The 25,657-nt window shown below is 54.6% G+C and carries 35 protein-coding genes, 2 tRNA genes and 3 pseudogenes; 18 read left to right on the top strand and 22 right to left on the bottom strand.

What is annotated here, in order from left to right:
- Positions 1-3 precede the first annotated feature (3 nt).
- Positions 4-2,430, top strand: coding sequence for an ABC transporter permease (locus tag J4859_RS15705; protein ID WP_212331435.1), 2,427 nt, complete (start codon positions 4-6; stop codon positions 2,428-2,430).
- Between the two features lie 598 nt (positions 2,431-3,028).
- Here the strand turns inward: J4859_RS15705 and J4859_RS15700 are convergent.
- From J4859_RS15700 to J4859_RS16550, 5 genes and pseudogenes are all read right to left on the bottom strand, one after another.
- The gene (locus J4859_RS15700; protein ID WP_212331433.1) at positions 3,029-3,310 is read right to left on the bottom strand and encodes a hypothetical protein; all 282 of its coding nucleotides are present in this window, start codon (positions 3,308-3,310) and stop codon (positions 3,029-3,031) included.
- A gap of 202 nt (positions 3,311-3,512) precedes the next feature.
- Complete coding sequence (locus J4859_RS15695) at positions 3,513-3,704, bottom strand: hypothetical protein (protein ID WP_212331431.1); 192 nt, start codon at positions 3,702-3,704, stop codon at positions 3,513-3,515.
- Between the two features lie 99 nt (positions 3,705-3,803).
- Positions 3,804-4,538: an ATP-binding protein gene (locus J4859_RS15690; RefSeq protein WP_212331429.1), complete on the bottom strand. Its 735-nt coding sequence runs from the start codon at positions 4,536-4,538 to the stop codon at positions 3,804-3,806.
- A gap of 66 nt (positions 4,539-4,604) precedes the next feature.
- On the bottom strand, positions 4,605-5,225 hold the full coding sequence (locus J4859_RS15685; RefSeq protein ID WP_256436896.1) for an ATP-binding protein: 621 nt from the start codon (positions 5,223-5,225) through the stop codon (positions 4,605-4,607).
- A 46-nt stretch (positions 5,226-5,271) separates the two neighbouring features.
- Positions 5,272-6,145 (bottom strand): annotated as a pseudogene (locus tag J4859_RS16550) (transposase).
- A gap of 558 nt (positions 6,146-6,703) precedes the next feature.
- On the opposite strand from J4859_RS16550, the gene J4859_RS15665 reads away from it, so the two are divergent.
- Positions 6,704-6,964, top strand: a complete 261-nt coding sequence (locus J4859_RS15665; RefSeq protein WP_212331421.1) for a hypothetical protein — start codon at positions 6,704-6,706, stop codon at positions 6,962-6,964.
- Positions 6,965-7,297: 333 nt separating this feature from the next.
- Positions 7,298-8,329 (top strand): hypothetical protein, encoded by a 1,032-nt coding sequence (locus tag J4859_RS15660; RefSeq protein ID WP_212331419.1) that lies wholly within the window; start codon positions 7,298-7,300, stop codon positions 8,327-8,329.
- A gap of 50 nt (positions 8,330-8,379) precedes the next feature.
- Here the strand turns inward: J4859_RS15660 and J4859_RS15655 are convergent.
- Positions 8,380-8,455: transfer RNA gene (locus J4859_RS15655), tRNA-Ala, on the bottom strand.
- 62 nt (positions 8,456-8,517) lie between these two features.
- Positions 8,518-8,594: transfer RNA gene (locus J4859_RS15650), tRNA-Ile, on the bottom strand.
- A gap of 252 nt (positions 8,595-8,846) precedes the next feature.
- On the opposite strand from J4859_RS15650, the gene J4859_RS15645 reads away from it, so the two are divergent.
- From J4859_RS15645 to J4859_RS15635, 3 genes are all read left to right on the top strand, one after another.
- Positions 8,847-9,401, top strand: a complete 555-nt coding sequence (locus tag J4859_RS15645; protein ID WP_212331417.1) for a bifunctional nuclease family protein — start codon at positions 8,847-8,849, stop codon at positions 9,399-9,401.
- A gap of 384 nt (positions 9,402-9,785) precedes the next feature.
- On the top strand, positions 9,786-10,466 hold the full coding sequence (locus J4859_RS15640; RefSeq protein WP_212331415.1) for a glycosyltransferase family 2 protein: 681 nt from the start codon (positions 9,786-9,788) through the stop codon (positions 10,464-10,466).
- 9 nt (positions 10,467-10,475) lie between these two features.
- Positions 10,476-10,835, top strand: a complete 360-nt coding sequence (locus J4859_RS15635) for a DUF2304 domain-containing protein (RefSeq protein WP_212331413.1) — start codon at positions 10,476-10,478, stop codon at positions 10,833-10,835.
- A gap of 649 nt (positions 10,836-11,484) precedes the next feature.
- On the opposite strand, the gene J4859_RS15630 is transcribed toward J4859_RS15635, so the two are convergent.
- The 6 genes from J4859_RS15630 to J4859_RS15605 all read right to left on the bottom strand — a co-directional run bounded on the left by J4859_RS15630 (position 11,485) and on the right by J4859_RS15605 (position 14,269).
- Positions 11,485-11,682, bottom strand: a complete 198-nt coding sequence (locus tag J4859_RS15630) for a hypothetical protein (protein WP_212331410.1) — start codon at positions 11,680-11,682, stop codon at positions 11,485-11,487.
- Positions 11,683-11,823: 141 nt separating this feature from the next.
- Positions 11,824-12,072 carry a hypothetical protein gene (locus J4859_RS15625; protein WP_212331407.1) on the bottom strand — a complete coding sequence of 83 codons (249 nt, stop codon included), beginning with the start codon at positions 12,070-12,072 and terminating at the stop codon, positions 11,824-11,826.
- A gap of 162 nt (positions 12,073-12,234) precedes the next feature.
- Entirely contained in the window at positions 12,235-12,444 is a 210-nt protein-coding gene (locus J4859_RS15620) for a hypothetical protein (protein WP_212331405.1), read from the bottom strand.
- A gap of 190 nt (positions 12,445-12,634) precedes the next feature.
- On the bottom strand, positions 12,635-12,808 hold the full coding sequence (locus J4859_RS15615; protein ID WP_256436895.1) for an IS3 family transposase: 174 nt from the start codon (positions 12,806-12,808) through the stop codon (positions 12,635-12,637).
- A gap of 349 nt (positions 12,809-13,157) precedes the next feature.
- The gene (locus J4859_RS15610) at positions 13,158-13,709 is read right to left on the bottom strand and encodes an IS3 family transposase (RefSeq protein WP_256436894.1); all 552 of its coding nucleotides are present in this window, start codon (positions 13,707-13,709) and stop codon (positions 13,158-13,160) included.
- Between the two features lie 245 nt (positions 13,710-13,954).
- A complete protein-coding gene (locus J4859_RS15605; protein ID WP_212331399.1) occupies positions 13,955-14,269 on the bottom strand; it encodes a hypothetical protein in 315 nt (104 codons plus the stop codon).
- 94 nt (positions 14,270-14,363) lie between these two features.
- Between J4859_RS15605 and J4859_RS17255 the strand changes: the two genes are divergently transcribed.
- Both J4859_RS17255 and J4859_RS18070 read left to right on the top strand, forming a co-directional pair.
- Positions 14,364-14,540 (top strand): transposase, encoded by a 177-nt coding sequence (locus J4859_RS17255; RefSeq protein WP_212331398.1) that lies wholly within the window; start codon positions 14,364-14,366, stop codon positions 14,538-14,540.
- On the top strand, positions 14,533-14,682 hold the full coding sequence (locus J4859_RS18070; RefSeq protein WP_212335431.1) for a hypothetical protein: 150 nt from the start codon (positions 14,533-14,535) through the stop codon (positions 14,680-14,682). Before J4859_RS17255 ends, J4859_RS18070 begins: the two co-directional genes overlap by 8 nt.
- A 235-nt stretch (positions 14,683-14,917) precedes the next feature.
- Here J4859_RS18070 and J4859_RS15590 read toward each other — a convergent pair whose 3' ends face one another.
- The 5 genes from J4859_RS15590 to J4859_RS15570 form a co-directional block, all read right to left on the bottom strand.
- On the bottom strand, positions 14,918-15,361 hold the full coding sequence (locus J4859_RS15590; protein ID WP_212331396.1) for a PTS sugar transporter subunit IIA: 444 nt from the start codon (positions 15,359-15,361) through the stop codon (positions 14,918-14,920).
- Positions 15,362-15,451: 90 nt separating this feature from the next.
- Positions 15,452-15,994 (bottom strand): 6-phospho-3-hexuloisomerase, encoded by a 543-nt coding sequence (gene hxlB, locus J4859_RS15585; protein WP_212331393.1) that lies wholly within the window; start codon positions 15,992-15,994, stop codon positions 15,452-15,454.
- Positions 15,995-16,130: 136 nt separating this feature from the next.
- Complete coding sequence (locus J4859_RS15580; RefSeq protein WP_212331391.1) at positions 16,131-16,409, bottom strand: PTS sugar transporter subunit IIB; 279 nt, start codon at positions 16,407-16,409, stop codon at positions 16,131-16,133.
- A gap of 185 nt (positions 16,410-16,594) precedes the next feature.
- Positions 16,595-17,950 (bottom strand): PTS galactitol transporter subunit IIC, encoded by a 1,356-nt coding sequence (locus J4859_RS15575; protein ID WP_212331389.1) that lies wholly within the window; start codon positions 17,948-17,950, stop codon positions 16,595-16,597.
- Between the two features lie 12 nt (positions 17,951-17,962).
- Positions 17,963-18,487, bottom strand: coding sequence for an RpiB/LacA/LacB family sugar-phosphate isomerase (locus J4859_RS15570; protein WP_212331387.1), 525 nt, complete (start codon positions 18,485-18,487; stop codon positions 17,963-17,965).
- 1,017 nt (positions 18,488-19,504) lie between these two features.
- On the opposite strand from J4859_RS15570, the pseudogene J4859_RS18065 reads away from it, so the two are divergent.
- From J4859_RS18065 to J4859_RS15545, 6 genes and pseudogenes are all read left to right on the top strand, one after another.
- A pseudogene (locus J4859_RS18065) lies at positions 19,505-19,699 on the top strand (hypothetical protein); the annotation flags it as partial.
- Positions 19,700-19,754: 55 nt separating this feature from the next.
- Complete coding sequence (locus tag J4859_RS15565) at positions 19,755-19,985, top strand: hypothetical protein (RefSeq protein WP_212331385.1); 231 nt, start codon at positions 19,755-19,757, stop codon at positions 19,983-19,985.
- A gap of 7 nt (positions 19,986-19,992) precedes the next feature.
- The gene (locus tag J4859_RS18060; RefSeq protein WP_212331382.1) at positions 19,993-20,196 is read left to right on the top strand and encodes a transposase; all 204 of its coding nucleotides are present in this window, start codon (positions 19,993-19,995) and stop codon (positions 20,194-20,196) included.
- Entirely contained in the window at positions 20,166-20,366 is a 201-nt protein-coding gene (locus tag J4859_RS17250; RefSeq protein WP_212335429.1) for a transposase, read from the top strand. Before J4859_RS18060 ends, J4859_RS17250 begins: the two co-directional genes overlap by 31 nt.
- A 22-nt stretch (positions 20,367-20,388) precedes the next feature.
- Positions 20,389-20,580 carry a transposase gene (locus J4859_RS15550; protein WP_305852695.1) on the top strand — a complete coding sequence of 64 codons (192 nt, stop codon included), beginning with the start codon at positions 20,389-20,391 and terminating at the stop codon, positions 20,578-20,580.
- A 143-nt stretch (positions 20,581-20,723) separates the two neighbouring features.
- Positions 20,724-21,485, top strand: coding sequence for a DeoR/GlpR family DNA-binding transcription regulator (locus J4859_RS15545; protein WP_249113689.1), 762 nt, complete (start codon positions 20,724-20,726; stop codon positions 21,483-21,485).
- Between the two features lie 133 nt (positions 21,486-21,618).
- Here the strand turns inward: J4859_RS15545 and J4859_RS15540 are convergent, their stop codons facing one another.
- Positions 21,619-22,263, bottom strand: coding sequence for a transposase (locus J4859_RS15540; protein WP_249113688.1), 645 nt, complete (start codon positions 22,261-22,263; stop codon positions 21,619-21,621).
- Positions 22,264-22,265: 2 nt separating this feature from the next.
- Here J4859_RS15540 and J4859_RS15535 point away from each other — a divergent pair, with 2 nt between their 5' ends.
- A complete protein-coding gene (locus J4859_RS15535; RefSeq protein ID WP_212335460.1) occupies positions 22,266-22,628 on the top strand; it encodes a hypothetical protein in 363 nt (120 codons plus the stop codon).
- On the opposite strand, the pseudogene J4859_RS18055 reads toward J4859_RS15535, so the two are convergent.
- A pseudogene (locus J4859_RS18055) lies at positions 22,566-22,757 on the bottom strand (hypothetical protein); the annotation flags it as partial. The gene J4859_RS15535 and the pseudogene J4859_RS18055 overlap by 63 nt on opposite strands.
- On the opposite strand from J4859_RS18055, the gene J4859_RS15530 reads away from it, so the two are divergent.
- The 3 genes from J4859_RS15530 to J4859_RS15520 all read left to right on the top strand — a co-directional run bounded on the left by J4859_RS15530 (position 22,680) and on the right by J4859_RS15520 (position 24,374).
- Positions 22,680-22,874, top strand: a complete 195-nt coding sequence (locus J4859_RS15530; protein WP_212335458.1) for a hypothetical protein — start codon at positions 22,680-22,682, stop codon at positions 22,872-22,874. The pseudogene J4859_RS18055 and the gene J4859_RS15530 overlap by 78 nt on opposite strands.
- Positions 22,875-23,572: 698 nt before the next feature.
- Positions 23,573-23,842, top strand: a complete 270-nt coding sequence (locus J4859_RS15525; protein ID WP_212331379.1) for a hypothetical protein — start codon at positions 23,573-23,575, stop codon at positions 23,840-23,842.
- Positions 23,843-24,197: 355 nt separating this feature from the next.
- The gene (locus tag J4859_RS15520) at positions 24,198-24,374 is read left to right on the top strand and encodes a hypothetical protein (protein ID WP_212331378.1); all 177 of its coding nucleotides are present in this window, start codon (positions 24,198-24,200) and stop codon (positions 24,372-24,374) included.
- A 210-nt stretch (positions 24,375-24,584) separates the two neighbouring features.
- Here J4859_RS15520 and J4859_RS15515 read toward each other — a convergent pair whose 3' ends face one another.
- Together J4859_RS15515 and J4859_RS15510 are read right to left on the bottom strand one after the other, a co-directional pair.
- Entirely contained in the window at positions 24,585-24,812 is a 228-nt protein-coding gene (locus tag J4859_RS15515) for a hypothetical protein (protein WP_212331377.1), read from the bottom strand.
- Between the two features lie 616 nt (positions 24,813-25,428).
- The gene (locus J4859_RS15510; RefSeq protein ID WP_212331376.1) at positions 25,429-25,650 is read right to left on the bottom strand and encodes a hypothetical protein; all 222 of its coding nucleotides are present in this window, start codon (positions 25,648-25,650) and stop codon (positions 25,429-25,431) included.
- Positions 25,651-25,657 lie beyond the last annotated feature (7 nt).

The raw sequence follows: 25,657 nt of genomic DNA, 5'->3' as shown, positions 1-25,657 counted from the left end.
GCCATGCGTAACCCCCTGCACAAACGTTATCCACGCCAACTCGTCCACGATGCGGGACGCTACATCGGCATCTTCGTTCTGCTGGTGGTCACGATATCGGTGACCTCGGGCTTTCTTGCTACCATTTCGTCCATCCAGCACGTTATTGCAGAGCAGCAGGCGTCGAGCTCTCTTGAAGACGCGCGCGTCGAGACCTCTGCGGCAATCGGCAAGGACGTGCGCCAGGCGGTCGAAGATCTGGGTGTAACGGCCTATAACAACTGGAGCCGCGATGCCTCCTCCACGATTGACGGCGTCGAGGCAACCATCCGTACCTATTGTAATCGCACGAGCGTGGATACGCCGAGCTACTTCGCCGGGCGTGCGCCCGAAGCAAGCGACGAGATTGCGCTCGACGATACGTTCTGCTCGAAGCACGGCCTCTCCGTGGGGGATTCCCTCGATTTGGAAGGAAAGCATTTCACCATCTGCGGCATCATGGTGCTGCCAGATTACAACACGCTTATGCGCTCGAACACCGATTTCGTGATGGATATGCAGACCTTCAGCGTGGCGCTGGTGACCGAAAAGGGGTTCACGCGGCTTTCGGGAGTCTCGACGACATACACCTATTCGCTCATCCTCGACGACAAGACCCTTTCGGTATCGGATCGTATCGAGCAGGAGACGAAAGTTACCAAGAAGCTCGAGGAGCACGGCACCACGGTTACGTCCCTGCTCGACCGGGAGCAGAACCAGGGCATCAGCTATCTTGCTACGGACATGAACGGTGACAGTGCCGTGTACCTGGTTCTCCTCTATGTGCTTGTGGCCATCATGGCGTTCATCTTCGTCGTTTTGGTTAATGCGACGGTGGTGCAGGAGTCATCGGTCATCGGCACGCTCCGCGCGTCCGGGTGGCGCAAGGACGAGATCATCCGCCACTATCTGTTCCTACCATGCTTCGTCGGGCTCGTTACCGTCGTAGTCGGCAACGTCTTGGGGTACACGGTGGTCTCCGGAGTGGCGCGGGAACTCTACTACGGTTCGTACAGCATTCCGCCGTACCATGCGACGTTCGATGCGCAGACGTTCCTGCTTACCTCAGTGCTCCCATACACGCTGCTCGTGGCAATCACGTTCGTGGGGCTGGCGCGCAAGCTCGGCGAAACCCCGCTCGCCTTCCTACGGCATGAGGTCTCGCATGGCCGCAGGCGCCACAACCTGCATTTGCCTGCGCAGTTGGGTTATGCGACGCGTTTTCGCCTGCGCTTCCTGATGCGGAACACCTCGACGTTCGTCACACTGTTCATCGGGGTGCTCGCAAGCAGTTTTCTGGTGTTGTATTCGCTGGTCTTGTTGCCCATGTTCAATGACTATGCCGATCACGTGGCCGATTCGATGCCCGCCAAGCACATCTACGTGCTCAAGGCCCCCTATGAGTTGCAGATGACCGACCACCAGCAGAAGCTGCGCGACCAGCTCGGCGTGCTCGCTGGAATCGACAAGTTTCTTCCGGGCGCCGACGAGCTGGGGCTTTCGGACATGGCTGAAAGCATCGCTGCCGATATTCACCCAGTAGCAAAGAAAGGTACGTTCTCCTCGGAGGCTATCGACCATGCGGAGAAGGCCTGCGTTGCTTCGCTTCAGGTCTCGCGCAAGATGGGTAAGGGTGAAGAGGACGTTTCAGCCTACGGTATCCAGAAGAATTCGCGCTACTGGACTGGCCTAGACGTATCGGATGGACGTGTACTAGTGGGGCAGGGGCTCCTGGACAAATGTGGCATGCGAGTAGGCGACACCGTGGTGCTCTACGATCGGTTTACCGACAAGAGCTACGCGTTCGTCATCGATGCGGCAACGGGCGATAGTGCCAACATGAACGTGTACATGTCGTGCGGCGCCTTCCGAGATGCCTTCGGCTACGCGGACGACTGGTTCAACGCCTATGTGAGCAACAAGGAACTCAACATAGATTCCGACTACCTTTCGTCGGATATCACGCCGCAGGATATGCAGAATCTGGCAGGTCAGATGATCGATACATTCTCCGATATGGTGCAGCTTATCCTGGTAGCCGCCGCGGTCGTGTTCTTCGTGGTCATGTATCTGCTGACAAAGACCGTCCTGGATCATAGCGCCCGGTCCATTTCGCTCATGAAGGTATTCGGGTATCGCAATCGAGAGATCCGTCGGCTCTACCTTTCGACGATTACCTTGGCGGTCGCCATCTCGCTGGTGGTGGGGTTGCCGCTGGCGATGTGGGGCGTCAGCACGACCATGGAAATGATGATGCTCTCCTATCCCGGCAATTTCGTGGTCACGTACACGTCGCAGGTTATCGTAGAAGATCTGGCCATCGGCTTTGCGACCTACCTGGTGGTGGCGCTCTTCCACCTGCGCCGCATCAAACGCATTCCGCTTGCCCTGGCCCTCAAGGTGCAGGAGTAAAACCCGACAAGAACCTGACAAAGGGACAGGTCATTTGTCAGGTTTCTTGCGCTATTATCCGGAATGCCATGAAAAAGCCTGATGGTAAGCAATGTTTCCAAACGGGTAGTACTTCACTTATTGGTGCATGCCTATCTTTCGAAGCAGTCGTGTCTATGATGGTCGCAGACAACGGAAACGCCAGCACCTGCTGGGACGGTTGCGATGCTGGCAATCGTGGCGGTACGAAGAGCCACCGAAGGCGAGGCGCACCTCGACCGGGACGCCCGGCAGGGCAAGCTTGCAAAAGGAGCGGTAGAACATGGACGATTTTCAGGGGCAGATTGTCAAGCTGAGTGCAACATCTCCCTAAAGACCTCGCTGACTGTCCTGTACTTCAGGACCTTCCTTGGCCTGTCACAGATCAGGGTCACCGCATGCCGGATCTCCTCGTCTGTGACCTTGCTGAAGTCGCTGCCCTTAGGGGAAGAACTTTCGCAGGAGCCCGTTGGTGTTCTTAACTGTTAGCTTCTGCCATAGATGGTGAGGGTCGCAGAAGTAGAACTGCACGCCTCCCAAGGCCTTTGTGAACCCTGCATGCCCTGCGAACTGCTTGCCCCTATCCGGAAGTGAGCGTCTTAAGGGGACATCCCTGCAAAAGCCCGAAGGCGGCCTTAGAGACGCTTCCGCTGTCGTGGTGGCATCTCTTTGCGAGAAGCAGCCTCACTGCCCTGTCGGCAAGTACGAGCAGGCACACGGGTCCCGCTGCCACGAGCGTGTCGTCTGCCCACTCTCCGAGACGAAACCTCGCATCGGCCTGCTTTGGCCTCTCCTTTACGGTGTGTAAGATCTCGATCTTGCCTTTGGTCTTAAGCCCCTTCCTGCGCAGGTGGTGCCGCATCTTGCCTTGCGGGCCAGATCCCGGCAGCTCGAGCGTGGCGGCTATGGACCTGCCGGTAGAATAGTCGGCAGGCTCAACGATGCAGCTGACACCACCCTCGAGCCTGAGATGTCGTCTATCTCCTCCAGGGACCAGTGTCTGTCCATGATGAGAGAGTGCACGGTCTGAAAGCCGCCTTTTCGCCCTGCATCTCCTGCGGCGCTCATCCGATCTCCTTTTGGGCAGCGCATGCCCTAAAGCGGCCGTGCCGTGCGTTCCTCTTGAGCTTGTGGCAGATGCTGGAGCTGTCCCTGCCGATCTCTGCCGCGATATAGCCGATGGAGCTTCCCTTGTGCCACACAGCTCGGCTATGCAGTTCCTCTCCTGTAGGCTTGAGATGCTTGTAGTGGCACATTCCTTTTAGCTTTCGACGTTGATTGAGACAACCAACATCGTAGCCTTCCGGAGTGTGCCACACCTGCATTCAGCGGGCCATCCTGTTGCACTCAGAATGCTAATCCGCCGTCTCATTTAGCTCATTTCGCGAGGTTGTACCATGCTTCTTCAGATAATCAGTGACGAGTGCCTGGCAATACTCCTCCGATTTGCCGCGAGATTCGACGTAGCTCGCTCGCGTTCCTGTGATTTCCGCGATGGAGGCAGCGACTCTCACATGGGGTCTCCGACCCTCTATGAGCTTCTTTCGCCGCAACCTCCGCAAGGCAGCATCGGGAATTGGAATTCCTTTCTGGACTCGGTCTAGGGCGAGCACGTCCTCGAAAGGCAGCTCGCTGTCACGCATGAGCATCCTGGTATATGACTCGTCGACGACGCTTCCGTATATCGTGAGCTTGACGAGGCCAGGCTCGCTCAGGTCGTAGTCGGGCAGCGGCAGGTAGCGTTCTGCTTGGGAGCGGTTCATCCGCTCTATCCCATACCCTAAGTGGTCGATCATGTTCAGCTGAGTCATTGCCTGCACGAGTGTTGGGTTGCGATATCTCATAGGGACGTGGCCGGAAAGGGCGTAGTCATCGGGTTTTCCTTCGTAGAATGTGCTGGTATTCGTAAACTCAATCCTGTCTGGGCGCTCGACAACGCTAACGCGGGAGCTCTTGGTGTGGTCCTGGTGTGCAATGCAGTTGTGCATGGCCTCGAGGACGCTGCGCTGGTCGTACTTTTCAACCTCGCACTGGACGAGTTTACCGGGAGGGAGGAGACGCATTTTTACGTTGCGTATGTGTTTGTACAAGTCTGTAGTGGCAAGGATGAACGGGATGGTGAGATGTTCGTAGGCTTCGCCCTGTCCGAGCAGCTTTCATGTTAATTCGGCCATGAGTGGGTTCAGGATGTATGCGGACTCGGGCTTTCCCAACAGCAAGATTGCAGCTCTCGTCAGACCGTGCTTTGTCTCGAGCCCTACATGTGTCAAGACCTGGTCGTCATCCCAGCCTTCGATTTCTTTTCGGGGGATGCGCGCCGAGTTCCGCTGAGTGAAGGCCTCGCGCGCGACGGCGAGAGCCTTGGGAGAGAGGTCGTCGACGCTCGCATCTTCCAGTGTCTGTCCCGTCCAGTCGAGCATGGAGCTTTCCTGTCGTATAGCGTCCTGTTTTTCGATAGAGAGTGGCTCGAGCGATTCGCCTGCTCTTGAGTAGAAATGCCCCTTCCAGGATATCGGTATCCCCTGGGGTGCAGGAGGAATCTCGAAGATGATGACACGGCCGTTCGGGCGGTCGAACACGCGGATGCTCCGGAGCGTTAGGCTCGGCCCTGTGCCATCGGACACCTGCTTCTTGAGGCCGTTCAGCCTCTCAGGGTCCCGCCTGTACTCAGTCCCGACTACGCGCCAAGTACTGTTTCTCACACCGAACACAAGCCAGCCGGCCGTGCTCCCCGCTAGATTTGTCTTGTTACTGAGCGCCGACACATACTTGCCAATTTTAGAGCCTTCGGTAGTTTCTGTGGGTTATGGGTGAGAAGTTCATCTAAGCAGCCTTCTTCTTCGTGCTTTCCTCGGCCCTTCCCGGAAGCGTCGGCCTGCTGTCGGAGCACCTCAATATGAGCACTCCGATGAGGTTGTCGGTGTTGCGGAAGCCATAGCCCATCCTGATTGTCACCTTGATCTTGTTGTTGATCGCCTCGACGCGGCCGTTGCCGATTCCGAGCTCGACTACCGCCGCGATGTCGACCTTGTGTCTTCGCACCTTCTTCTCGATGGCGACGAGCGGCTTGATCCTACAATACATCGCATCGCACATCCACTCCTCGAGCAGCGCCGCGGCCTTATCGGCCGTCCTTGCTCTGAACAGGCGCGAAGCTGCCTTCTTCTCCAGAGAGTAGAGCTTGGCGCGCTGGGCAGCGGTGAGATCCTCAGGGGTTCTTGACGAGCGCGAAACGGCTGCCCTTGATCGCGTCGGTGGCCTTCTCGCCCTTGCGCGGCCGGCCTGGCCGGTCGCGCCTCGCCATCGCGTCGTGCGCCGCCTTCTTCGCGACCTGCCATTCCTTACAGCGCACCTCGTCGAGCGTATCGGTTATCCCTTGCACGACATGGAACGGGTCCATGACCCAGCGCGCATTCGGGCAACGGCGCCGAAGTAGCGTCTTTATCCACCTCGCACTGTCGGCGGTGACGGCCTCGATAGCGCGCCTCTGCTCTCAGGTGAGCTCGTCGAAAAACAGATTCAGCACATCCTTGCCGTACTCCTCGTGGACCCATATCAGCCATCTCCGGTCGTGGTCGACGACGACAATCAGGTACTTGTGGCCCTTCTTGTAGGAGGTCTTATCGATCCCGATGCGCCTTGCACCCTCGAAGGCCCCTGCCGCGCACGGCCTCAAGATCGGCGCAGACGCGCACACCTCACCGAGCGTGTGCCACTCCACGCGCGCGAGCACCACGACGGCGCTGGCCGGATCCGCGCAGCACCAGGCACACCACCCACTCCTTAAAGCCGCGCGTGAAGCACACTTTGCGCCTCGCCCAGGGCATTGACTCTACCAGCACGCCGTGCTCTGGCCACCTTACCCTGTGCAGCGCGTATTCCAGATGAGCACATCGACCGAGCCAGGTCCATCGCCCGCTACGAGCTGAGGGCCTCGGCGATCTGTCGTAGCAATCGCATTTCCTGTTGCAGATCGGGCAGTGCAGGCCTCACCCTAATCACGACTCGATCGCCTTCGATGTGTACGTATTCGATCACTGTGTGTGCCAGTGTAAGCACACAGCGTAGTATCCTGTTCATGAGCCCACGGCGACCAGCGCTCCTTTGAGACCCCTGCGTAGTGGACGGCGAAGCTCTTCGGCGTGATCGCACTTTGCCAGGAGGGCGCCACTCTCTCTTCGAGAGGATATGGCTCGACGAGACGTAGTGGCCGCTCGACCCAGAAGAGCATCTGCGCAATGCTGATGGCAGTACGATGTGGGGCCTCTCAAGGAACAAGGTCTGCATCGGCGTCGCCGTGGACGTCCACGAGACATCGCTTTGCCTGGACGAAGGGCTCGGCAAGACGAGCCGGAAGAGGACATGGGATGCCTTCGGAGGCCATATTGAGCGGAGATCCGAGCACATGCTCGACAAGGAGAAGTCGCACGCCGTCCTCGCAAAGCGCCTGAATCTCGAGAGTAAGGCATACGACGCGAAGAAGTGCTGCACGCTCCCTGACAGGGACAACCCTTAGGACATGGTCAACCAGGAATGCAACCTGCTAAAGAGTCTCCTGAGGTCCCACAGCGGCTTCAGGGTCGCAGACATTCAGAGGATGGCTCGACCTCTGGTGGGTCTCCCGCAACATCGGCGATAACATGGACGAGAAGGTGGCATGGGTGCTGGACCGCGCCATGCGCTGCCGAAAAGTGCTCAGATACAGGGACTTCTATGCGAAGAAGACCAGCTAGCAGGGTATGCGGGCAGCACAGCTATGCAAATTGGGCTTGAAATAAAATAAAAAAACGTTACTTGCACACGGTGCCTGAAACTACTACCATAAAGCCACTTCAAGGAGGTGGCAAGCTTGTCCAGACACGGAAAATCACATAAGCAAACTCCATGGGATGGTGGAGATGATCTCACCCCAACGCAGGAGTTTTTGAAGATGCATTATAAAGCACGTTACGATCAACGACATCCCAAAATAAGCGAATCCGGCGAGGCAGCTTTGATCAACTCTTATGAGCCATCTAAATGCCCCTATTGTGGTTCGGAAAGCTTCATAAGGAAGGGTCTCGACCCGAATGGCATAAGACGGTATCGGTGCTCTTCTTGTGGGCAAACATTTCGCCCTACCACTGGTACCATCTTTGATTCTCGAAAGATTCCAATCAGTGAATGGATGGAATATTGTCTTAATATCTTTCAATACGTCAGCCTGAATGCCGATTCATGGAATAATCGTAACGCACTTTCTACATCGAAATACTGGCTTGAAAAGCTGTTTCTTACGCTTCAAGGCTCTCAAAACGATATTCTCCTTGATGATACAGTATGGTTGGACGAAACTTATTATGCTGTTCTGATGAGAGACAGGGAAAAGAAAGAGGACGGCAACTTTGTTCGTGGCCTATCACGTAATCAGATTTGTATTGGTGTTGCAACTGACAAAAAACATACGGTCTGCCTCTTAGAAGGGTACGGAAAGCCTTCTCAACGGAGCAGTTATGAGTGCTTTAAGGATCATATAAGGCCCGGCTCATTGCTGATACATGACAAGCAAACCACGCATAAGAAACTGGTAGAAAAGCTGTCATTAACAAGCAAAGCCTATGCGTCAAAGGACCTTAAGGGACTTGCAGACAGCGAAAACCCGTTGGATCCAGTGAACCGTATTCATGCGTTGCTAAAGATGTTCCTGAATGCTCACAGCGGATTTAATAGGGATGATTTACAAGGCTACCTTGACCTGTATGCATTTGTAATCAATCCGCCTGCAGAACAGCTTAAAAAAGTCGAAAAAATCATCAAAATGGTTTTTGAAGATCCCAAATCGCTTAGATATCGGGATCAATTTGGCTTAAATCAAGCATCGGAAAGCACCGTGTGCAAATAACGTTTTATAAAATAAAGGTTGGAATAGTAACATTCCAACCTGAAAATTCGTGGTGGAGATGGTGGGGATCGAACCCGCGACCTCAGGCTTGCAAAGCCCGCGCTCTCCCAGCTGAGCTACATCCCCCTGATAATAATCACTCCAGCGGCGACTCGGCAAGCGCTGGGGTGATTATTCTCAAAAAGAAGTGGTGGGCCTGACAAGGTTTGAACTTGTGACCTCCCGGTTATCAGCCGGACGCTCTAACCAACTGAGCTACAGGCCCAACGTAGAGAAACATATTATGCTCAAATCTATCTCACGTCAACAACTAATTGAGGAGTTTTCTGATTTTGAGTCCCATGCTCTGGGAATACTATGGATACAGAGTGCAGAATAGAGCCTCTGAACTCTGCAGTACATGACTACTTCCATGGTGATGTAGCCGCTCAGTAAAAATATCGTTTACAGCTCTTTGATATGGTACATACATGGGTATGATTGCCATAATAGAGAAGCAAGGTAAGGTTTGATAGTCATGGCACTCATTCGATTAGACATACAGACGATCGTCGTTGGTGGAGGTCCCGTCTCCTCACTGATGATTCTAAAGACACATGCATCTGACAACATCCATACGAAAAATCACAACAGAGGACGCCTTCCCATCCAGATCGGCCCTGTCGAAGCTATGTCAATCGGCACCGGCGTCAATAGCAGCAGCACCCAAGGCGGACGTCCGATGACGCACGACCTGCTGGCGATGACAATCAAAGCACTCGGTGCCACGCTCGATGCGGTGGTGATCAACGCCGTGGAGGGAACCACCTTCTTCGCGCAGCTGAGACTCATCAAGTCGGATGGCAGCATGGCATTCGTCGATTGCCGTCCCTCTGATGCGGTTGCCTTGGCGGTCCGTACCGGCACTCCAATCTACACCACAACCGATGTCTTGAATACTGCATCATTCCCTGATTTCGAGGACGTCGAGGAGGAAGAGAAGCAACATGAGTTGAGTGAGTTCCATAAATTTGTTGAGGGGCTCTCTCCGGAGGACTTCAACGAGAGCAACAAGCAGAGCAATAAGCAATAAAGAAGAACGTATCGATAGTATCAAAGCCTCATGTGCTTGGACCTTTCTGATCCTGCACATGAGGTTTTAACACCTCTACAGTGGTCCTCTTGGAGAGGCGGTCTCTTCAATCTGCTACGGACACACTTGTAATTTCTCATATCAAGTGCAATTTTTTAGAATATAAATCGACGACGCTGGCGCGGAACGATTATGTAAGTGACTGAATAGCCATAGTTACAGTGAATCTCTTTTGTAAGGGTTTGTTATCAGTCCTAACCTGTTTATACTGAAAAGAGCACTTTTTTAGTAAACCTGAGCGCGTCTATAGAGGTTTACTAACATCATTCAGATCGAAGCATGCGTTCAACCAAGAAGTTTGACTGTCTAAACGGAGGTTAGCTCGTGAGAATCCTTGCGATCATTCCTGCTTTCAATGAAGAGGAATGCATTAAAGCTACCGTTTTAGAGCTTAGGCGCGTTTGCCCAGAGGTTGACTATGTGGTAATCAACGATGGATCCAGGGATAAAACCAGCGAGATACTCGATGAAAATAACTTCAATCATGTAAACCTTCCCATCAACACGGGACTCACATCAGGCTTTGTGACAGGTATGAAGTACGCCGCTCGACACGGGTATGACGCAACAGTTCAGTTTGATGCAGATGGACAACACAGACCCGGGTACATACCAGATATGGCCCGTGCGATGGAGCAGCAGGATGCAGACATTGTGATTGCCTCCCGTGGTGCCGCCGGCAGTGGAGCGGTGGGGGCTCGAGGGGCAGGTGCAAAACTGCTCACCGCATTGATAAAGGGTGCAACTGGGCAAACGATTCAAGACCCTACCTCTGGCATGCGTATGTATAACCGTAAAATGATTGATCTCTTCACGCATGCATTCGATGTCTCCCCTGAACCAGATACCATTTCTCTCCTGATGCGCAAAGGCGCAAAAGTTATTGAGATACCGGCGGAAATGCGTGAGCGTCAAGGTGGCACCAGCTATCTGAGGTTCTGGAGTTCCATCTCCTATATGGCCCGAACCTGTATCTCCCTCATCCTTTTCCAATGGTTTAGGTAAGGAATCTATATGTCACCAGTCTTACGTGTTGTGCTGATTGTCGGTTCTGTACTAGCACTCGCGATCGTCATAGACAAAGTCAAGAAGTCTAAGATACGTATCAAAGATTCAATTTTTTGGGTTATATCCGCAGTGCTGTTAGTTATTCTGGCTGTTTTCCCGGGCATCGCCTTCTTCTTTTCCCGGCTCTTGGGGTTTTTGTCACCGAGCAACTTCGTCTTCGTTGTCATTATTGCCCTGATGCTTATAAAGCTTTTCAATCTCTCCTCCGACGTATCCCGTCTGACAGATAAGGTCGAAAGCCTCGCTCAAGAGATAGCGCTCTGGGAACATGACCACAACGATCAAAACAACGCTAACCAACACTAACGCACAAAAGGCAGGGTAAATATATAGGGCGAATCCTCAAAGCAAGTGCAACGACTGGTAATAGTAGACCTCCCAGAGACACTTCCAGCCCAGGCGCTTGCAGGGTCCTCGGTTGAGTGAATCGTATACCTTTTGCACCTTTCTGTCGGCGACATCGTCGAGACTTTTGCCCTTCGGAAATCAGTCTCTGAGAAGCCTGTTGGTGTTCTCATTGGTCTCTCTCCCAGGAATGGTAGGGATGGCAGAAGTACACGGTCGCCCCCAGTGCCTCCTGGAGGCCTTCTGCATCCGAGAACTCCTTGCCCCTGTCGAATGTGACCATATGCACGCTCTCGCCTGTTTTCTTTGGTTCAACTGTGATGCCTTTCTAATTGTCAAGTCGTTTTCAGCATGCAATTCTGTGCGATGATGTCGTAATAGAGCTCGCGTGTGATGTATCGCTTGACACATCGGATCACCTCGAGCTTGGAGTGTTGTTAATGGCGATCTCGCTGTTAGACCATAATTGGCCTGACGCCCCTGTCCTTCCAATAGCTCCAGAAGGGTTGCTCTATGTCTATGAGCGCACGCCTGGTATGGACATACCTGCCTCCTGCAAGCTGTCCTGAGAGTATATCCTTCTTCTCCCGCTCAGAATGCCTTACCTGCTCTATCCACAGAAAGCAGGCAAGACAAGTGCCCCAGCCACTTCGTAGAAGACCCCATGGAAGAAAAGCAGGAACTCGCACAGCCTTCGCTGCATCGCATTGACGAGGTCGAGCTCGCTGTGTGCTTGAAGACCCCAAGCGAGGAGAGCCACGCGCACATAGCCTGCATGGTCGCCGGTGGCGACCCATAAGCTGCCCACGATACTTGAAAGGGCATCTGTGAGCTTCCCGTCCTCGGGCCTGCCCCTGCCGCAGAGGATGGCATATTCGTCTCCTAGGGAAACGATGATTAATACCTATGCCGGCCGCGAAAGGCCACGTGGCTGGTCCTTTCTGGCACATCATTGGGAATTAATCATTGTTTCCCTAGGTCGTTCGCGCAGCACCCCACGCAGACCTTCTTGTTCGATATGCCACAGCAATGCACTACATGGCCGTGCGTGTGCGCCTTTCTCAGCATCTGGATGGCCGACCTTGTCCCTGTTGTTCGCAAGCGACTCGTCGAGATAGAGGCCGTCTGCCTGGCAGGAGACGGTGGGTCCATACCTGAAGGTGCCAAGCGCTGCCTGCAGCAGCTCGAAGAGCCTCATGCGCATGGAACCACAATGTCCTTAAGGCTCACATGGCAGCTCTTCGCAAGCTCCCTTAAGGGACATGCCTGTAAGCGTGCCCTTTGCATATGCGGCCCATGTGGTGGCTGTGGGCTTTGACATAGCCAGGATAGATCCCGCCTTTACAAAGAAGGTCTTGCCTCACGAGCAACACTTCCATCTCTTAAGGCCACACGCGTCGTGGCCCTTGCAATAGAAGCTAAGCGATTTGCACCTCGGGCACCTCTTGGGTGTTCCCGCAAGGGCAGAGCCTGCCATCTTCTTGGCTATGAGCGCCTTCAGCCTCTCTAAGAGCTCGCGTTTCTCGGCGATCCCCATCTTTTTGATCTGCTGCAGTATCATTGGATCCATCCGGGTCCTTTGATCCTCGATGTTTTTGTTTGACGACATGCATTGTAGGCAAAGGCCCGGACACTTTTGGGCCCTTCTTAGGTCAATCATGGTCTAACAGCGAGATGGCAATCTAGAAGCTGCCAATCAAGGCAAAGGAATGCGCCAGATGAGGGTGGTAACGGTTTTCTGTACCATTCCACCTACAAACCTAAGCTGCCAGCGCGAGGCCGAGGCTCTGCCTGAACTCCATCGGGCTCACTCCTTTAAGCGAGCGCTTGCGCATTGTCGTGTTATACCAGACGATGTAACGGTTGATGCGCTCCTCCAGCTCCTTAAGGGTCACGCCACCCCACTTGTGCTTCCTGAACACCTCCGTCTCCAGAAGCTCCGAAGAAAGCCTTCTGATGCGCTGGTTGTCGGAAGAGCAACCCTTTGCGCGACATCGACCTTTCGATGCCGGCCTCTTTACAGATCGATATCCACTTCTGGCCAGCAGCAGTGGCAGCTACGTTCGCTGTCCTCGACGACGTCCTGCTCACGATCGCGCTGTCGAAGCAGCCGAGGATAGGGCTCAGGTTGGTCCTATGTCAAGTTTTCGGACAGGTTAAACATAGCTTTTTTCACTCTCTCCTGCCAGTCCCTGCTTGAGCTCAGACAATCGCTTCGAATATGCTGCTTCATATTCATCTGGAGATTGATATTTACAATGGCTGTGAATCCGAACCGTGTTATTAAAACGTATTGATATATTCGAATACATAGCGATATGCCTGGTCATAATTCTCGATTTTGAATCTGTTCAGCCATTCTCTTTTGATGAGCGAATGAAAAGACTCGATGCATGCGTTATCCCATGGATAGCCTTTCTTTGAATAACTGTTTGTCATTTCCCGGGTTACCTCAAGGAATTCATCTGATACATACTGGCATCCACGATCATTATGGAATACCTTTGGTTTCACTCCATTACGTTCTCCGACAGCCTTCTGTACTGTTTCTACGACATTTTTTGCCTCCAGTGTGCGGCTCAACACCCATGCCAAAATCTTACGGGAGAACAGATCCATGACGCTGGTGAGGTAAACAAAGCCCTTTTCAGTCCAAATATATGTGATATCCGATACCCATACAGCATTCGCCATATCCGGGCTAAACTGCTCATCCAGGATATTCTGCAGTCTCAGATCAAAGTCTGAATCTGTTGTTGTATGCGTCCAATGACGCACCCACAGGGCACAAATCCCCATCTTCCGCATATATTTTCCTGTAGTCCGTTCGCTAATCTAATCCCCATTCTTATAAAGAACTGCCGCTATTTTCGGAGCGCCATAAATCTGATGTGACTGCTGATAAATTTCCTGAATTTTGCCTTTCATTTTATTTCTGTGTATCTTCTGTCCTGGAGGGAGTATGGCTCCTCCAGGCATAGTAACCAGATTTGGAAACGCCGAGATAAAACAGTATCCCGCTGACCGAAACATGGCGTTTCGGATTGTTCTGTCTGATCTCATCGGTATATCTTTGAGTCTCAGAATAAACAGTAACGGTCATTTTCCCAGGATACTGATTGCTTTTTTAGGATTTCAAGGGCATCCTTCGCATCCCGCAGCTGCCGGCGTAGCCGGGCAATCTCTTTTGCCTCATCACTTGAATAATTACCGGATCCACAGGAAATGACGTCTCCATCATTTTGCTTTGCGGATGCACTCCAGTGTTTGAGGGCTGATTTGCTTAACACCCAGATGTGATTAGCTGTATCGATGAGCGTCATCTCTGGATGATCCTTTTTGTACTGGACAGCATCATTTTTGAACTGTTGAGAATACCTTTTACCCTTTGCCATGACTCTTTCCTCCATCTCTTATATATTATGCTGTATGAAAAGGTCATATTTAAGACGTCCTATTTATATGCTAGCACCAAGATGACAAAAGGCCATGCACGGCTGTACGTCCCCAAAGCGTGCATCTGATACCGCAGCTCCAGACAAGCACATCTCTTGGACCATGCACTCCAACGTGGAGCAGATGAAGACGCTGGCCAAGATCCTCAGAAAAGAGCGCGAGGGGATCTTAAACTGGTGGGACAAAAAACTCCACCAACGCGATCCTTGAGGGTCTCAACTTCCTTGTCCAACCCATCAAGCGGGCAGCAAGGGGCTTTAAGAACACGTCCTACTTTGAGACGATGATCTTGCTCAGGCTGGGAAAGCTCGACCTCTCAGCTCAGACATCCCTGGCCTGTGCTGCCCACTAAAAACGCGGAAAAGCCAGAAATACGTACGGGAATTACGGATTAGCTACCAACACATGGACATCAGACTCACAGCCGTGCGTCGAATCAGACACGCCACGATGATATTGGCGTCTTGGTAGACCTTATAGTAGATGACCCCAACTCCGATAAATTCGGGGCTGGGGTCGCTAAACCTCTTGACAGGAAGAGCTATATATCAGAAGTCTACAGGCATGCTACGCAAGCTTGTCATGCACTAAACCATAGACCTCTGCCGGGTCTCCTGCATACAAAAGATTCGCTGCGCGAGGTCGGCGTCACGTATGAGCCCAACCACCTTTTGAAGCATGGAGAGGTGATCCTTGGGGTCGATTATTGCAAGCATGGTGACAAAGCTTACTTGGCAAGTCTGATTCTTGTCATCCATGCGCCCCCAGGTAATGGGACTTTTGAGTACTCCGACGCAGAGCGCAGGCGTGTTGACATTCTCGGGAGCGCAATGCGGAATCGCTGCAGCAAAAGACCCGAACTCGAGACCTGTGGGATAGGTAAGTTCGCGCTGGAGAATGGCTTCAGTAAATGAAAGCTTCGCGTAGCCCTGCTCCACCAGCTTGGCAGCAAGGTCACGCTCCACCTTCTCGCGATTCGGAGGCTGCTCGAAAATCTTCACGAGGCTCTCGTCAAATTTCAGGGATGCCATGGTCATTTCCTCTCAAACGTTTGTCGAGGCAAAACAGATGCAGTCTGCGAAGTCCAGCGATACATACTCGCTGTTGATTGAGCGCCTGCCCTACTCGAGATCGGCATGTCGGGCAAACATGGAGGCGCTCGTCTCGCCCGTCCTATCCATGAGAGCAAGCACGAGCGCGTCGTAGGTGATGAGGCACATCTGCTCGAAAAGACTTGCCATGGGCTGGGCAGACACCACCTCGCTCCTATCTTTCGAAGCGGCAGGAATGGTCACCACGATGTCAGCCATCTGAGCAATCGGAGACCTTGGGGTCGCGGTGACGAGAGCGACCTTCATCCTGGCATCCTTCGCCTTCTGCGCTAGGGCGCGCAGGGATTCGGCGGAGCCTGACCCTGAGCCGATCACCAGGAGGTCGCCTGGCGTACTGTGCGGGCAGCTCACATCCCCCACGATACCAACGGAGAGGCCCAAGTGCATGAGACGGTTTGCAAAGGCCCTTACCATAAGCCCAGATCTGCCGGCGCCAGATACGAACACCCGCCCTGCATCCAATATTGCATCCGCAAGAGACTCGAGGGTTCGCTGTGACATCTTCATCCCTGTCAGATTGAGCTCATCCAGCACCGTTCTCAGATAGTCCATTTCAATCGCCCTTCCGTAAAATCCCAAGAAAAGCCCGTCCAATCCCCTAGCGGGCTGGCGACACCAACGCAATGGAAGTCGCATGGCCCTCTCGAAGCCAGAATCTGTGCCATGCTGCCTTCAATGCTCGGCAGACCTAGAGGTAGCTCTTGATTTGCTCGAGCGTCTCCTCTTCGCCGATGCCCGTGAGCAGGGATACGCCTACAATGACGGGAGTAGTGATTTCGGGATTATCGATGGCTGTTGAGGATACGATGAGATCCTTGCTGTTAAAGCGCTCGGGAGTGCAGTCCATAAGCGACGCCTTCTCGAGGTTAGCCTCGAGGCCGTTTTCGTCCAGGAGGTCCTGGAGAGCGGCCATCATAATAGATGAGGAGGCGATACCGTTGCCGCAGACAACGATAATATTCTTCATGAGAATAATCCTTTCCCTTATCGGGCAGCCTCACAAGGCAACCCCTTTACCTGTACCAACTATCTTGGCTCAATACGTCAAAACGCTAACGAATGCTCGGACAGATATGAAGTAGTCGAAGGCTAGCGGATCGGAAGATGCCTCCGCCGGCCCGGTTGGATGGCGACGCGCTCCCCGGTATTACCCTAGGAGGCAGCAAGCTTTGCATGTTCACGATGCTTGAGCAGAATGGCTACGCCCACAAGGATGGCAGCAATCAGGATATAGGCCAAGATGCCTACTTGGCTGCACCACATGAACAGCCCCGTGAAGGGGTTGGCTGAGGGGTTGAGAGAGGAGTATACCACGCCAGGTTCCGCGCCTGCGCCAAACTGCTGGAACATGGTGTTGGTCGCGTCAGTGGCCCAGGAGGCGATGTAGAGGCCGCCGCCGAAGCAGATGAGCGAGGTGAGCCAAGTGCGGAAGATATTGCCGCCGAAGACTGGCACCATGCAAGCGATGAAGAATACGAACTGGGAGAGGTCGCCCAGAGGCATGACACGGTTCCCGGGGAGGATGACGGCAAGCAGAACCATGCAGGGGATGAGCAGGAGAGCGGGGGCGATGACTGAGGGGTTGCCCACAATGAGGGCGGTATCCATGCCCACCGTGATATCACGGTCGGGGAAGCGCTTCACAAGGTTCTTGCGTATCGCGTTCGAGAGGGGAACCAGACCTTCCATCATGATGGAGGTCATCTTGGGCATGAGGAGCATAACAGCAGCTAAATACATGCCCAACTGGAGCGCGTCGATTACCGAGTGGTAGGGGTCGCCCCAGTCATAGCCCAGAACGGCAAGCAGGATGCCGATGATGAAGCCGATGACGGTAGGGTCTCCCAGGATGCCGAAACGCTTCTGAACGGTCTCGGCCGTGAGGTTAATATTGCGTAGGCCAGGAATGTGGTCGAAGAGCCAGTTGAACGGATAGGCGAAGATGAGGTAGGTGTTTGCCACGGGATGAGAGATTGATACACCCTTGGGCAGGCTGAAGAACCTCTCGTTCTGCTCGGCACCCAAGTCGGCGGCAATGAGTGCCCAGACATGGAAGAGGGCGGCAGTGAGAACGCCATAGAGGAAGTTGCCCGAGAAAGCATAGACGATGGCACCCATCGAGGCATTCTGGTGCAGGTTGAACACGTCCACGTTAATGCAGTCAGTGAGCTTGAGCACGAGCATTACGATGTTGACAGCCACACAGAGCGGGATGATGATGGCTCCAAGGGGCGATCCGAATCCCATGACCGCCGTCGCGGCGCCGCCGACGTCGATGGCGTCAAGCGAGGACCCGAGCTTCTCAGTCATTCCCGTAATGGCCGGTGCCACCTTCTCGAGCATGAGGTTGATCGTCATTGTAAGGGCGATGAAGCCTATGCCAACCTTCATGGCACACTGGATGGCTTCCTTCCAAGGTCTTCTCAGGATCTTCATGATGGTTAGGAAAATCAAGGGGATGAAGATGAAATTTCCCAGGTCGTTGATGAACTGCGTGACGAGTTCCATTCTTGTACCTCCCTATGCTTCGTCGGGCTCAAAGCCCATGTTCCATGCCACGTAGTCAGGCTTTGCCAGGTTGCGGTAGTCACTTGCTTTCGCCTCCAGCAGGTTGAACTTGGAGTCCTCCCGCGCCGTAGCAAAGTCGAAGGGTTCGTCGTACCAAGCGTCGAGCACCTGCTCCATGTATGGCAAGCCAAGCACGCGAGCGCCCATCCCTATTATCTGGGCGTTGTTGGAGAGGCGAGCACGCTGTGCTGTGTAAGGATTGGACACCATGACGGCGCGGATGCCCCAATGCTTGTTGGCTTGGCAGGTAAACCCGATTCCCGTGCCGCAGATATAGACGCCCAGGCGGCATACGTCCCTCTGGATCAGCTCGCACATCTCGTCAGCCAGACGAGCGAAAGTGTTCTTACCGTCCTCTGGCGTCTTGACCGGGTCGTAGACAATCTCCGCATCCTTCCGAGAGATCAGATACTGCTGGATTTCTTCCTTTCTCTCAAAACCGACGTCATCGCAGGCAAGTGCGATCTTGGTTGTCACGAAGGCTCCTATCTTTTAGTTGTTGCATTTGAGAGCTGAGTATCGAATGCTTTCAAATGCAATGCAGCATCTGGCGGGCAGTATTGCCGACATGGAAACTGAGGCTACAAGACCTCGCAAAGGGGAAGTGGCATCCTGCCCCATCTAGAGCAGGCTGCGAATTAGCTGGATGAGGAACTTCACATCTCGTTACCTCGGATCTCTTTTAGGAGGTTGCGGTTCTAGGTGCCGGGTAGGCCCCGCCGAAGTCGACGAAGGAAAGCCTTCTACGACAAGAAGCGCCGCGAGGGGAAGCCCCCATAGAGTGGCCGTGACGGCCGTGGCGAGGAAGCTCTGCCATATCATCTTCGCCGTCATGCGCAGACAGGCTCCCTACGACCCCGATCGCTAGGACCGGCCTTTGGAAGCATTCGATATTCAGCTCTCAAAGTGCAACTCTTACTTGCAAAAACTTTTGTGCTGGGAATCTATCTTTTGGGTCTTAACTTCATATAGCTGGTCTCCTTTCTCCTGATGCTTTACCAACTGAACAGAATTATAAACTTTGTTTTTATTGGTATTTTTAGAGATTTATTTGGTTTTTCAAAGTATATCGTAGTCTACTGCCGATCTAAACTCGATATTGTTGCGAAAATTAGCTAATCTACCTGGTGATATTCCAAACTATTCTTCTGATAGTCCTTGATGGGGAGGCAAGGGCGGCAACCCAGACGACATCGGCAATCGGTTGGCTTTATGGGGCAAGCGGCAATATAATGCGGCTCTTCGACACGATGTGTGAATGAAGAATATGCGAATGCGCAGGTGGCACGGCACGTTCTCCTGTAGGTTTTAGGTGTGAAGTAAAGACCCGGCAAAAGGAGCGCACCGTGCGCATTTCAAGCTTAGCCAAGATCATGATCGGCATCGAGAATATCGTCGTAAAGGATGTGTCCTTCGACGAGGGCGCACAGGCGATAAGGCCCTACAGGCCCCACTCCTGCAGATGCGGCAAGTGCGAGCAGAAGGCCCCCCTGCTACGATGCAGGCAGGGGAACCAGGCTCTGGAGATGTCCCGATGTCGTCGGGACGAAGGTGTATATCCAGGCGGATGCATTCAAGGTGAGGTGCCCAAAATGCGATACCGCGGTGCGGAAGCTGCCCTGGGCAGACCATGGTAGCTGGCAACCCGTGCCTTTAAGGACAGCTGCTGCTGGCTTGTGCTGTCGATGAGCAAGCCTGCCTGTCAAAGGCTTCTGCGCATCTTGTGGAGGTTGGTGGGCGCGATATGCTCGCGCGTGCTGGCAAGGCTCAATCTGGCGCAGCCGCCAAAGACGGCAGGCCTCAGGCGGATAGGTGTGGACGAGACAAGCTACAAGAAGGGCCACAGCTACATGACGGGCATAGCCGCAAGGTCTTCGACGCCTTCTTCGAGCAGATCAGCGTTAAGGGAAGAGAGTCCATCGACCTTGTGAGCGCGGACGGAGCGCGTTGGGTGGACGATGCGATAGCCGAATAGATGGCGCATGCGCTGTACAGACACCTTCCACATCGTCCAGTGGGCAGCAGAGCTGCTCGACGAGCTGCGAAAGCAGTCATGGAGAAAGGCAGCACCGAAGGGGAGGCGCGCCCGCCTCAGGAAGGGGGAGAAGGCCAGCCCCCGAAAGGAAGGCCGCTGCATCCGTGAAGGGCCCAAGCTATCCCCTCCTTCAAGAACCCAGAGAGCCTGACCGAAAGGCAGAAGGCGGCGCTTCAGCTCACCACGATCTTGCAGCTGCAGCTCCACAGGGCATATCTGCTGAAGGAAGGGTTGAGACTTGCCCTGAAGCTGCCCGCTAACGAGATCAGGGAGGGCATCGGGAAGTGTAGGGGCAGGGCCTGGCGCTCGAGGATCCCCTAAGTTCATCGAGCTCTAAAAGAAGATCAGAAGGCATCTGGATGCCATAGTCGCCACCTTGGAGAGCGGCCTGTCCAACGCACGCGTGGAGGCCATCAACAACAAGATCAAGCTGACTGTGAGGATGGCCTATAGCTTTCGCAGCCTCGACAACCTCTTCGCGATGGTGATGCTCAGATGCTCGGGGCTCCAGGTGCCGCTGCTGGGGAGGGCCTAGCGCTCACATATCGGTTCATACATTGTGCAGATGACTCCTATAATGCTTGTGTTTTTAATGAAACACACAGATTTATATCCTTTGAAGAGTTGGCTTTGTGGGAATAAACTTCGTTTGTAGACAGTGCAGGAAGAATAGGAGTGATGCATACCATGCTGATGGAGGAACGCCGCCAGAAGATCATGGAACAGCTCGCGCTCACCGGCTCGGTGCAGGTGAGCGCCTTGGCAGAACAGTTGGGCGTGACCTCCGAGACTATACGCAAGGACTTGGCTCATCTTGAGAGTCAGGGCCTTGTCATCAGGGGACATGGGGGGGCGATCCTCAAACAGAACGCCATCGAGCTCTCGTTTGGACTGCGCGAACAGGAAAACGTTGAGGACAAGGCTCTCATCGCCCAGAAGGCCATAGAACTTATACCTGAGTCCTCATCGGTGATCGTCTGTACCGGAAGTACCACGCTCGAACTCGCTAGGCTGATTGCCCTAAGGTCCGGGCTCAAGGTCTTCACCGACTCGCTCCCCGTAGCCTCTGCCCTCATCTCGTCCCACAACCAGGTCTTCCTGTTTGGCGGGGAGCTACGCCCGCAGAGTTTCTCGCTTTGCGGAGGCTGGACGGTCTCGCAAATCCGACTCATCCAAGCTGATCTCTGCTTCATGGGCACGGACGGCTTCTCCAACATCTCTGGCCCTTCAACGCCCTCATTCTCTGACGCTTTCGTCGACAGCGAGATTCTCAAGCAATCAGAGAAGAGCTACATCCTCGCCGACCACACCAAGTTCTCTAAGCGCAGCCTCTACAAAATCTGTGACTGGCAGAGCGTGACAGGTCTCATCACAGACCGGAAAGCCAATCCTGAGGCAGTGACCCAGTTGCAAAATCTTACCCAGGTCATATGCGCATGATCTAAAAAAGTGGTAGCCTTCCTCCCCCTCGGACAGGAGATAAATTCTGGCTCGTGCCGGGGAGGAGAGGTGGGCCGCAGCGTTCCAACGATGATGCGCATGGTCGTGTCGAGAATGACGCTCCTATGCTGTGTCAAGCCATTTTCAGGTTCGCTAACTTGCTCTTCATGAATGCGGAGTACCTATCGCGAATCTCGTAATGCTTGCTGGCCTCGCGCTCGATCTTACTTATGCGGATGTGGTCGGTGACGAGTGCGGCGGCGACCTCTTCCTGCGTCATCGCGGCTTCGGCCCTTTTCGCCCTGAGCGACCTTTCGTCCTCGTGGGTTTTAGCTGTCGGGTTCATCAGCGCGCAGCAGACTTCCCGGGCGATGTATCTCTTGAGGCATCTGATTGCCTCGCGCTTCGATGTGCCCTCGGCCATCCGCTTCGCGACATACTCCTGCGTGCGCCCATCGTACTTCATCCGGTTGAGGGCAATGGTGTGCAAGGCCCTGTTGGCCTGCCTGTTACCTCCCCGGTTGAGCCTGCGCCTGACGATCTTGTCGCTCGACGCCTCTATCGGCAAGGCGCCGCAAAGCGAGGCGAGTACTGCTTTTGAGCGGAGCCTTTCGGGGTTGTCGCCCGCGGCGTTGTCGAGCGCCGCAGCCGTCGATCTCCAGCAGGGCCGGCGCGTTGTCGCGCACCAGGTCGGATATGAGCGCCTCGAGCTCGTCGGCCCGTTGCTTGGCGTCGATCCACGTCTTCGCGAGAACATGGAGCGAAGTGTGCAGCGCATCCGTGACGGCACTGCCGGTTGCGGACCTTTTCCTGGCGAGCGACTTCATCATCGCTAAAACGCTCATCTTTTCGTACTTCGACCTTATGGGCTCCGGCGCGATGTTGTCCAGGGACTTCGCAGCGCTGGATGCCGCCGTCGAGGTCCTCACGCATAGCTCTTTTAAGTCCAGCAGTGCCCTGACGGCTTCGGACCACCCGTCCTTCGACTTTAGGATACAGGTGCCGTGCCCCGCTGCCGTGTTCCGCGTCTATGGCGTCGTTTTTGCTGGAGCCCCTGCGCCTCTTGTCGCACTTGGGCCGCAGGATCTCCATGACAGTGTAGCCGCGCTCACGCAGGTAAGAGCAGATCCCAGCGCCGTATAAGGCTGTACCCTCGATACCGACGAGCGCGCAGCGGCCGGCGTCGCTGATGGTGTGGGCGAGCGATCGGTAGCCGGCGCCGTCGGCGGCGAACCCGCCCTCGTAGACGATCCTGCCAAGCGCGCCCAGCACACACAGCACGTACGCCTCCTTGTGCGTGTCGATGCCGGCGTAAACGACAGACGTGCCTTCCATGCAGCCTCCCTGTCTTCACCGGGCACCCCGCCGGTGGGCCAGACACAACACTGAAAGGGAGCGCTAGAAGCAGGCTGTTCGGCCTGCTGGCAGCGCCCATGCTCCTGTGAAATCATGGCGGGCCTTCGGGATGCCCGCGGCAGGGCACGGCAAGTCATTTCAAGGTCAGTCCTTGCGACGACGGTTGGTGTATGGGCCAGCGCCCTGTCGCAAGCTACTACGATGGGAGTATGCGCTCCCACGGTCGACTTTGCGCGAGTGTTGGCGCAATTGCAACCGCGATATCATTTGAGCTGTAATCTTTTGATGGACAGTGGGATTCAGGGACTAACAACAGATATGCTCTGTCCAGATACCCACTCAGCACCGCCAACAGATTGAAGAGATGAGATGTCGCTAAGTGCAAGCGAGATAGAGAAGGCAAAGTCCCGCACGAAGCCGGAAACACCCAAACACTACACTGAAGAAGTATTGCCTCGAGGCTATCGACTACTACAGGAAGGCACGTAAGGCCAACCCGAAGAAGAGCATCAAAGGATGCGCCGCGAAGCTTGAGGCCAACGACAAGACCTTAAACGACTGGATCATCAAGCACTCAAAGACCAAAAGGGTGACCCAGGCAAGGACCGAGGTGCACAAGCAGCTCGACAGGGCCAACAGGCGCATACACGAGCTCGAAAGCGAAAATAAGTTCCTAAAAAAGAGGCAGCCTTCTTCGCCGGAAGCCTCTGTTGAAGGACAGGTTTTAGCTCATGCTGGAGAAGAGGGCAACCTACAGCGTCTCGATGATGGAGCGCGTACTGGAGGTGAGCAGGGCTCACTTCTACAGATGGCTCAAGGCCAAAGGCGGTGAGGACCTATGGGGTCCTATCAAGGAAGCCATCTGCGCGATATGGGAGGAAAGCGACAGGCGCTTCGGCTCCTGCAAGGTATGGACCAAGCTCACAGGAGATCCGCAGTACACGGAATTCGCAGGCACGACCCGCTACCATGTGCGCAGGTGCATGGCTAAACTGGGATAGGCGGCATCTGATCCAATGCATCGAAGAGGACGATACTGCCCGCACCTGATACCCCCGAGCGCTCCGCCCTCACCCGGCGCGGCTTTTCGTGTCTTGTGCCGACAGCCAAGCTCGTGGGCGATATAACCTATCTCAAGACCACGGCAGGCTTTATATATCTTACCGTCGCACACGATCTGTGCACACACATGGTGGTGGGCTGAAGCATACAGGACAACATGAGGGCAGGCCTTGTCGTCTTTGCCCTGAAGATGGCATATTCGCGCGGATACGTGGCTGGAGGGGCCATATTCTAAGCAGCCCAGGCAGCCAGTACATAAGCTCAGAGCTGACCGCCTGCTCAGCCGTACCCGACGTGAGGCTCTCCGTGGGGAGAACCGGAAGCTGCCACGACAACGCTGTAGCCAAATCCTTCTTCGCCACGCTCAAGAACGAATGGTACTACCACAAGCGCCTCTTAGATGCATCCACGACCAAGCACAAGGCACACGAGTTTAATCGAGTCATACTACAACCGCTTCCGCCCGCATAAGTCCATAGGAGATCGCGTGCCGGAAGAGGTGATGCAGGAGTTCTTCGAGCGCCTCGAGAGAGGCCTTGCATACGATCCAAAGGTGATGCAGACCGCATAAAAAATCTGAGATTCCTCTGTCCATTATATTGACAGGGGTCAATTATCAGTGTTGGTGTAGGTCCGATTCTGCCCGGGGCCAGGAGGCCGTCCCGAATCCCTGGGGCTATCCTATGCCGACTCCATCCCATCTGCAAGCTCAAGGCTGGCATCTATTGCCTTCCTGGTGAGGTGCCAGCCCACGACGTGCTCCGGCGTGCAGACGATGAGCACCACGCAGCTCCTCTTGAGCCATATCCCGTAGACGTGGACCACGTAGTAGACCTCGTCGCAGACCGGCGCTATTGGCCAGACCCTCCAGAACTCCGAGATCCTCTCCCTGAAGGTGCGCGCCGGCATCCCCATCTACGCCTGGGTCTGCTTGGAGAGCAGCCAGGCCAGGAACATGGCGAGCAGCCTCGCGTCGGTGCTGACGGCGCGCGTCGTCGTGGCGCACGACATGCACTGCCACCTCCTGCCGCCCGGCCCTCGTCTTGCCGTGCCCCTTCATCGCGCTCCCGCAAACGGGGCATCTCGCCTTCGTCATTCGCCGCCGCCTTCCTTCGAGTTCGTAGCGGCAAACAGGCTATCTGACCTGCTGTGTCAAGTGAAATCAGGGTACACGTTTTTGCCTATAAAATCCCTCCTTGCAGTCTGGAGGTCTAATCTGGGCAGCCCATTAATAAGAGCAGGTCTACAATCATGGGAATTGCTCGTCTATCCACAAGAAAGCCCGGATGGGCAGCGGGGTTCTTGCGGATGTGGTAGTCCTGGCCCCTGCTATCCTTCCGGGCCGTCAAAGACTGCCACAAAGGGCAAACACGCGAAGCGAAGGCTCGCCGCTTCGGTCACGCCTTGGGACGACCTTGCAGAAAGCGAGCTTGAAACCAGCTCAGGCGCTCGTGGATGCGAGCCATAGAAGCATGTACTCGTTCAGGCATTGCCACCTCAACGGCGATGCGAACGGCGCGCCTGCCTAAGATGCAACAGCGCCGAGGTGTCCAAGCGCGGCAAGGACGCGACCGGCGTCCAGCGCTATTTTTTGCTCAGCCTGCAAGAAGTCGTTCTTCCCGCAGACGGGCACGATCTTCGAGGACCGCAAGCTCACGCTGTCGGTGTACTCCGATTTCCTGCTCCAGGTATTCTCCTGTGACAGCTTCGCGTCAATGAGCAGAGAGGAAAGGAGGTCTGATGCCACCTTTTGG

It is taken from the genome of Atopobium sp. oral taxon 416 (assembly GCF_018128285.1).
GTDB lineage: Bacteria > Actinomycetota > Coriobacteriia > Coriobacteriales > Atopobiaceae > Olsenella_L.
Note: the sequence above shows the minus strand (reverse complement) of the source record. Positions and strands in the feature narration are given on the sequence as shown.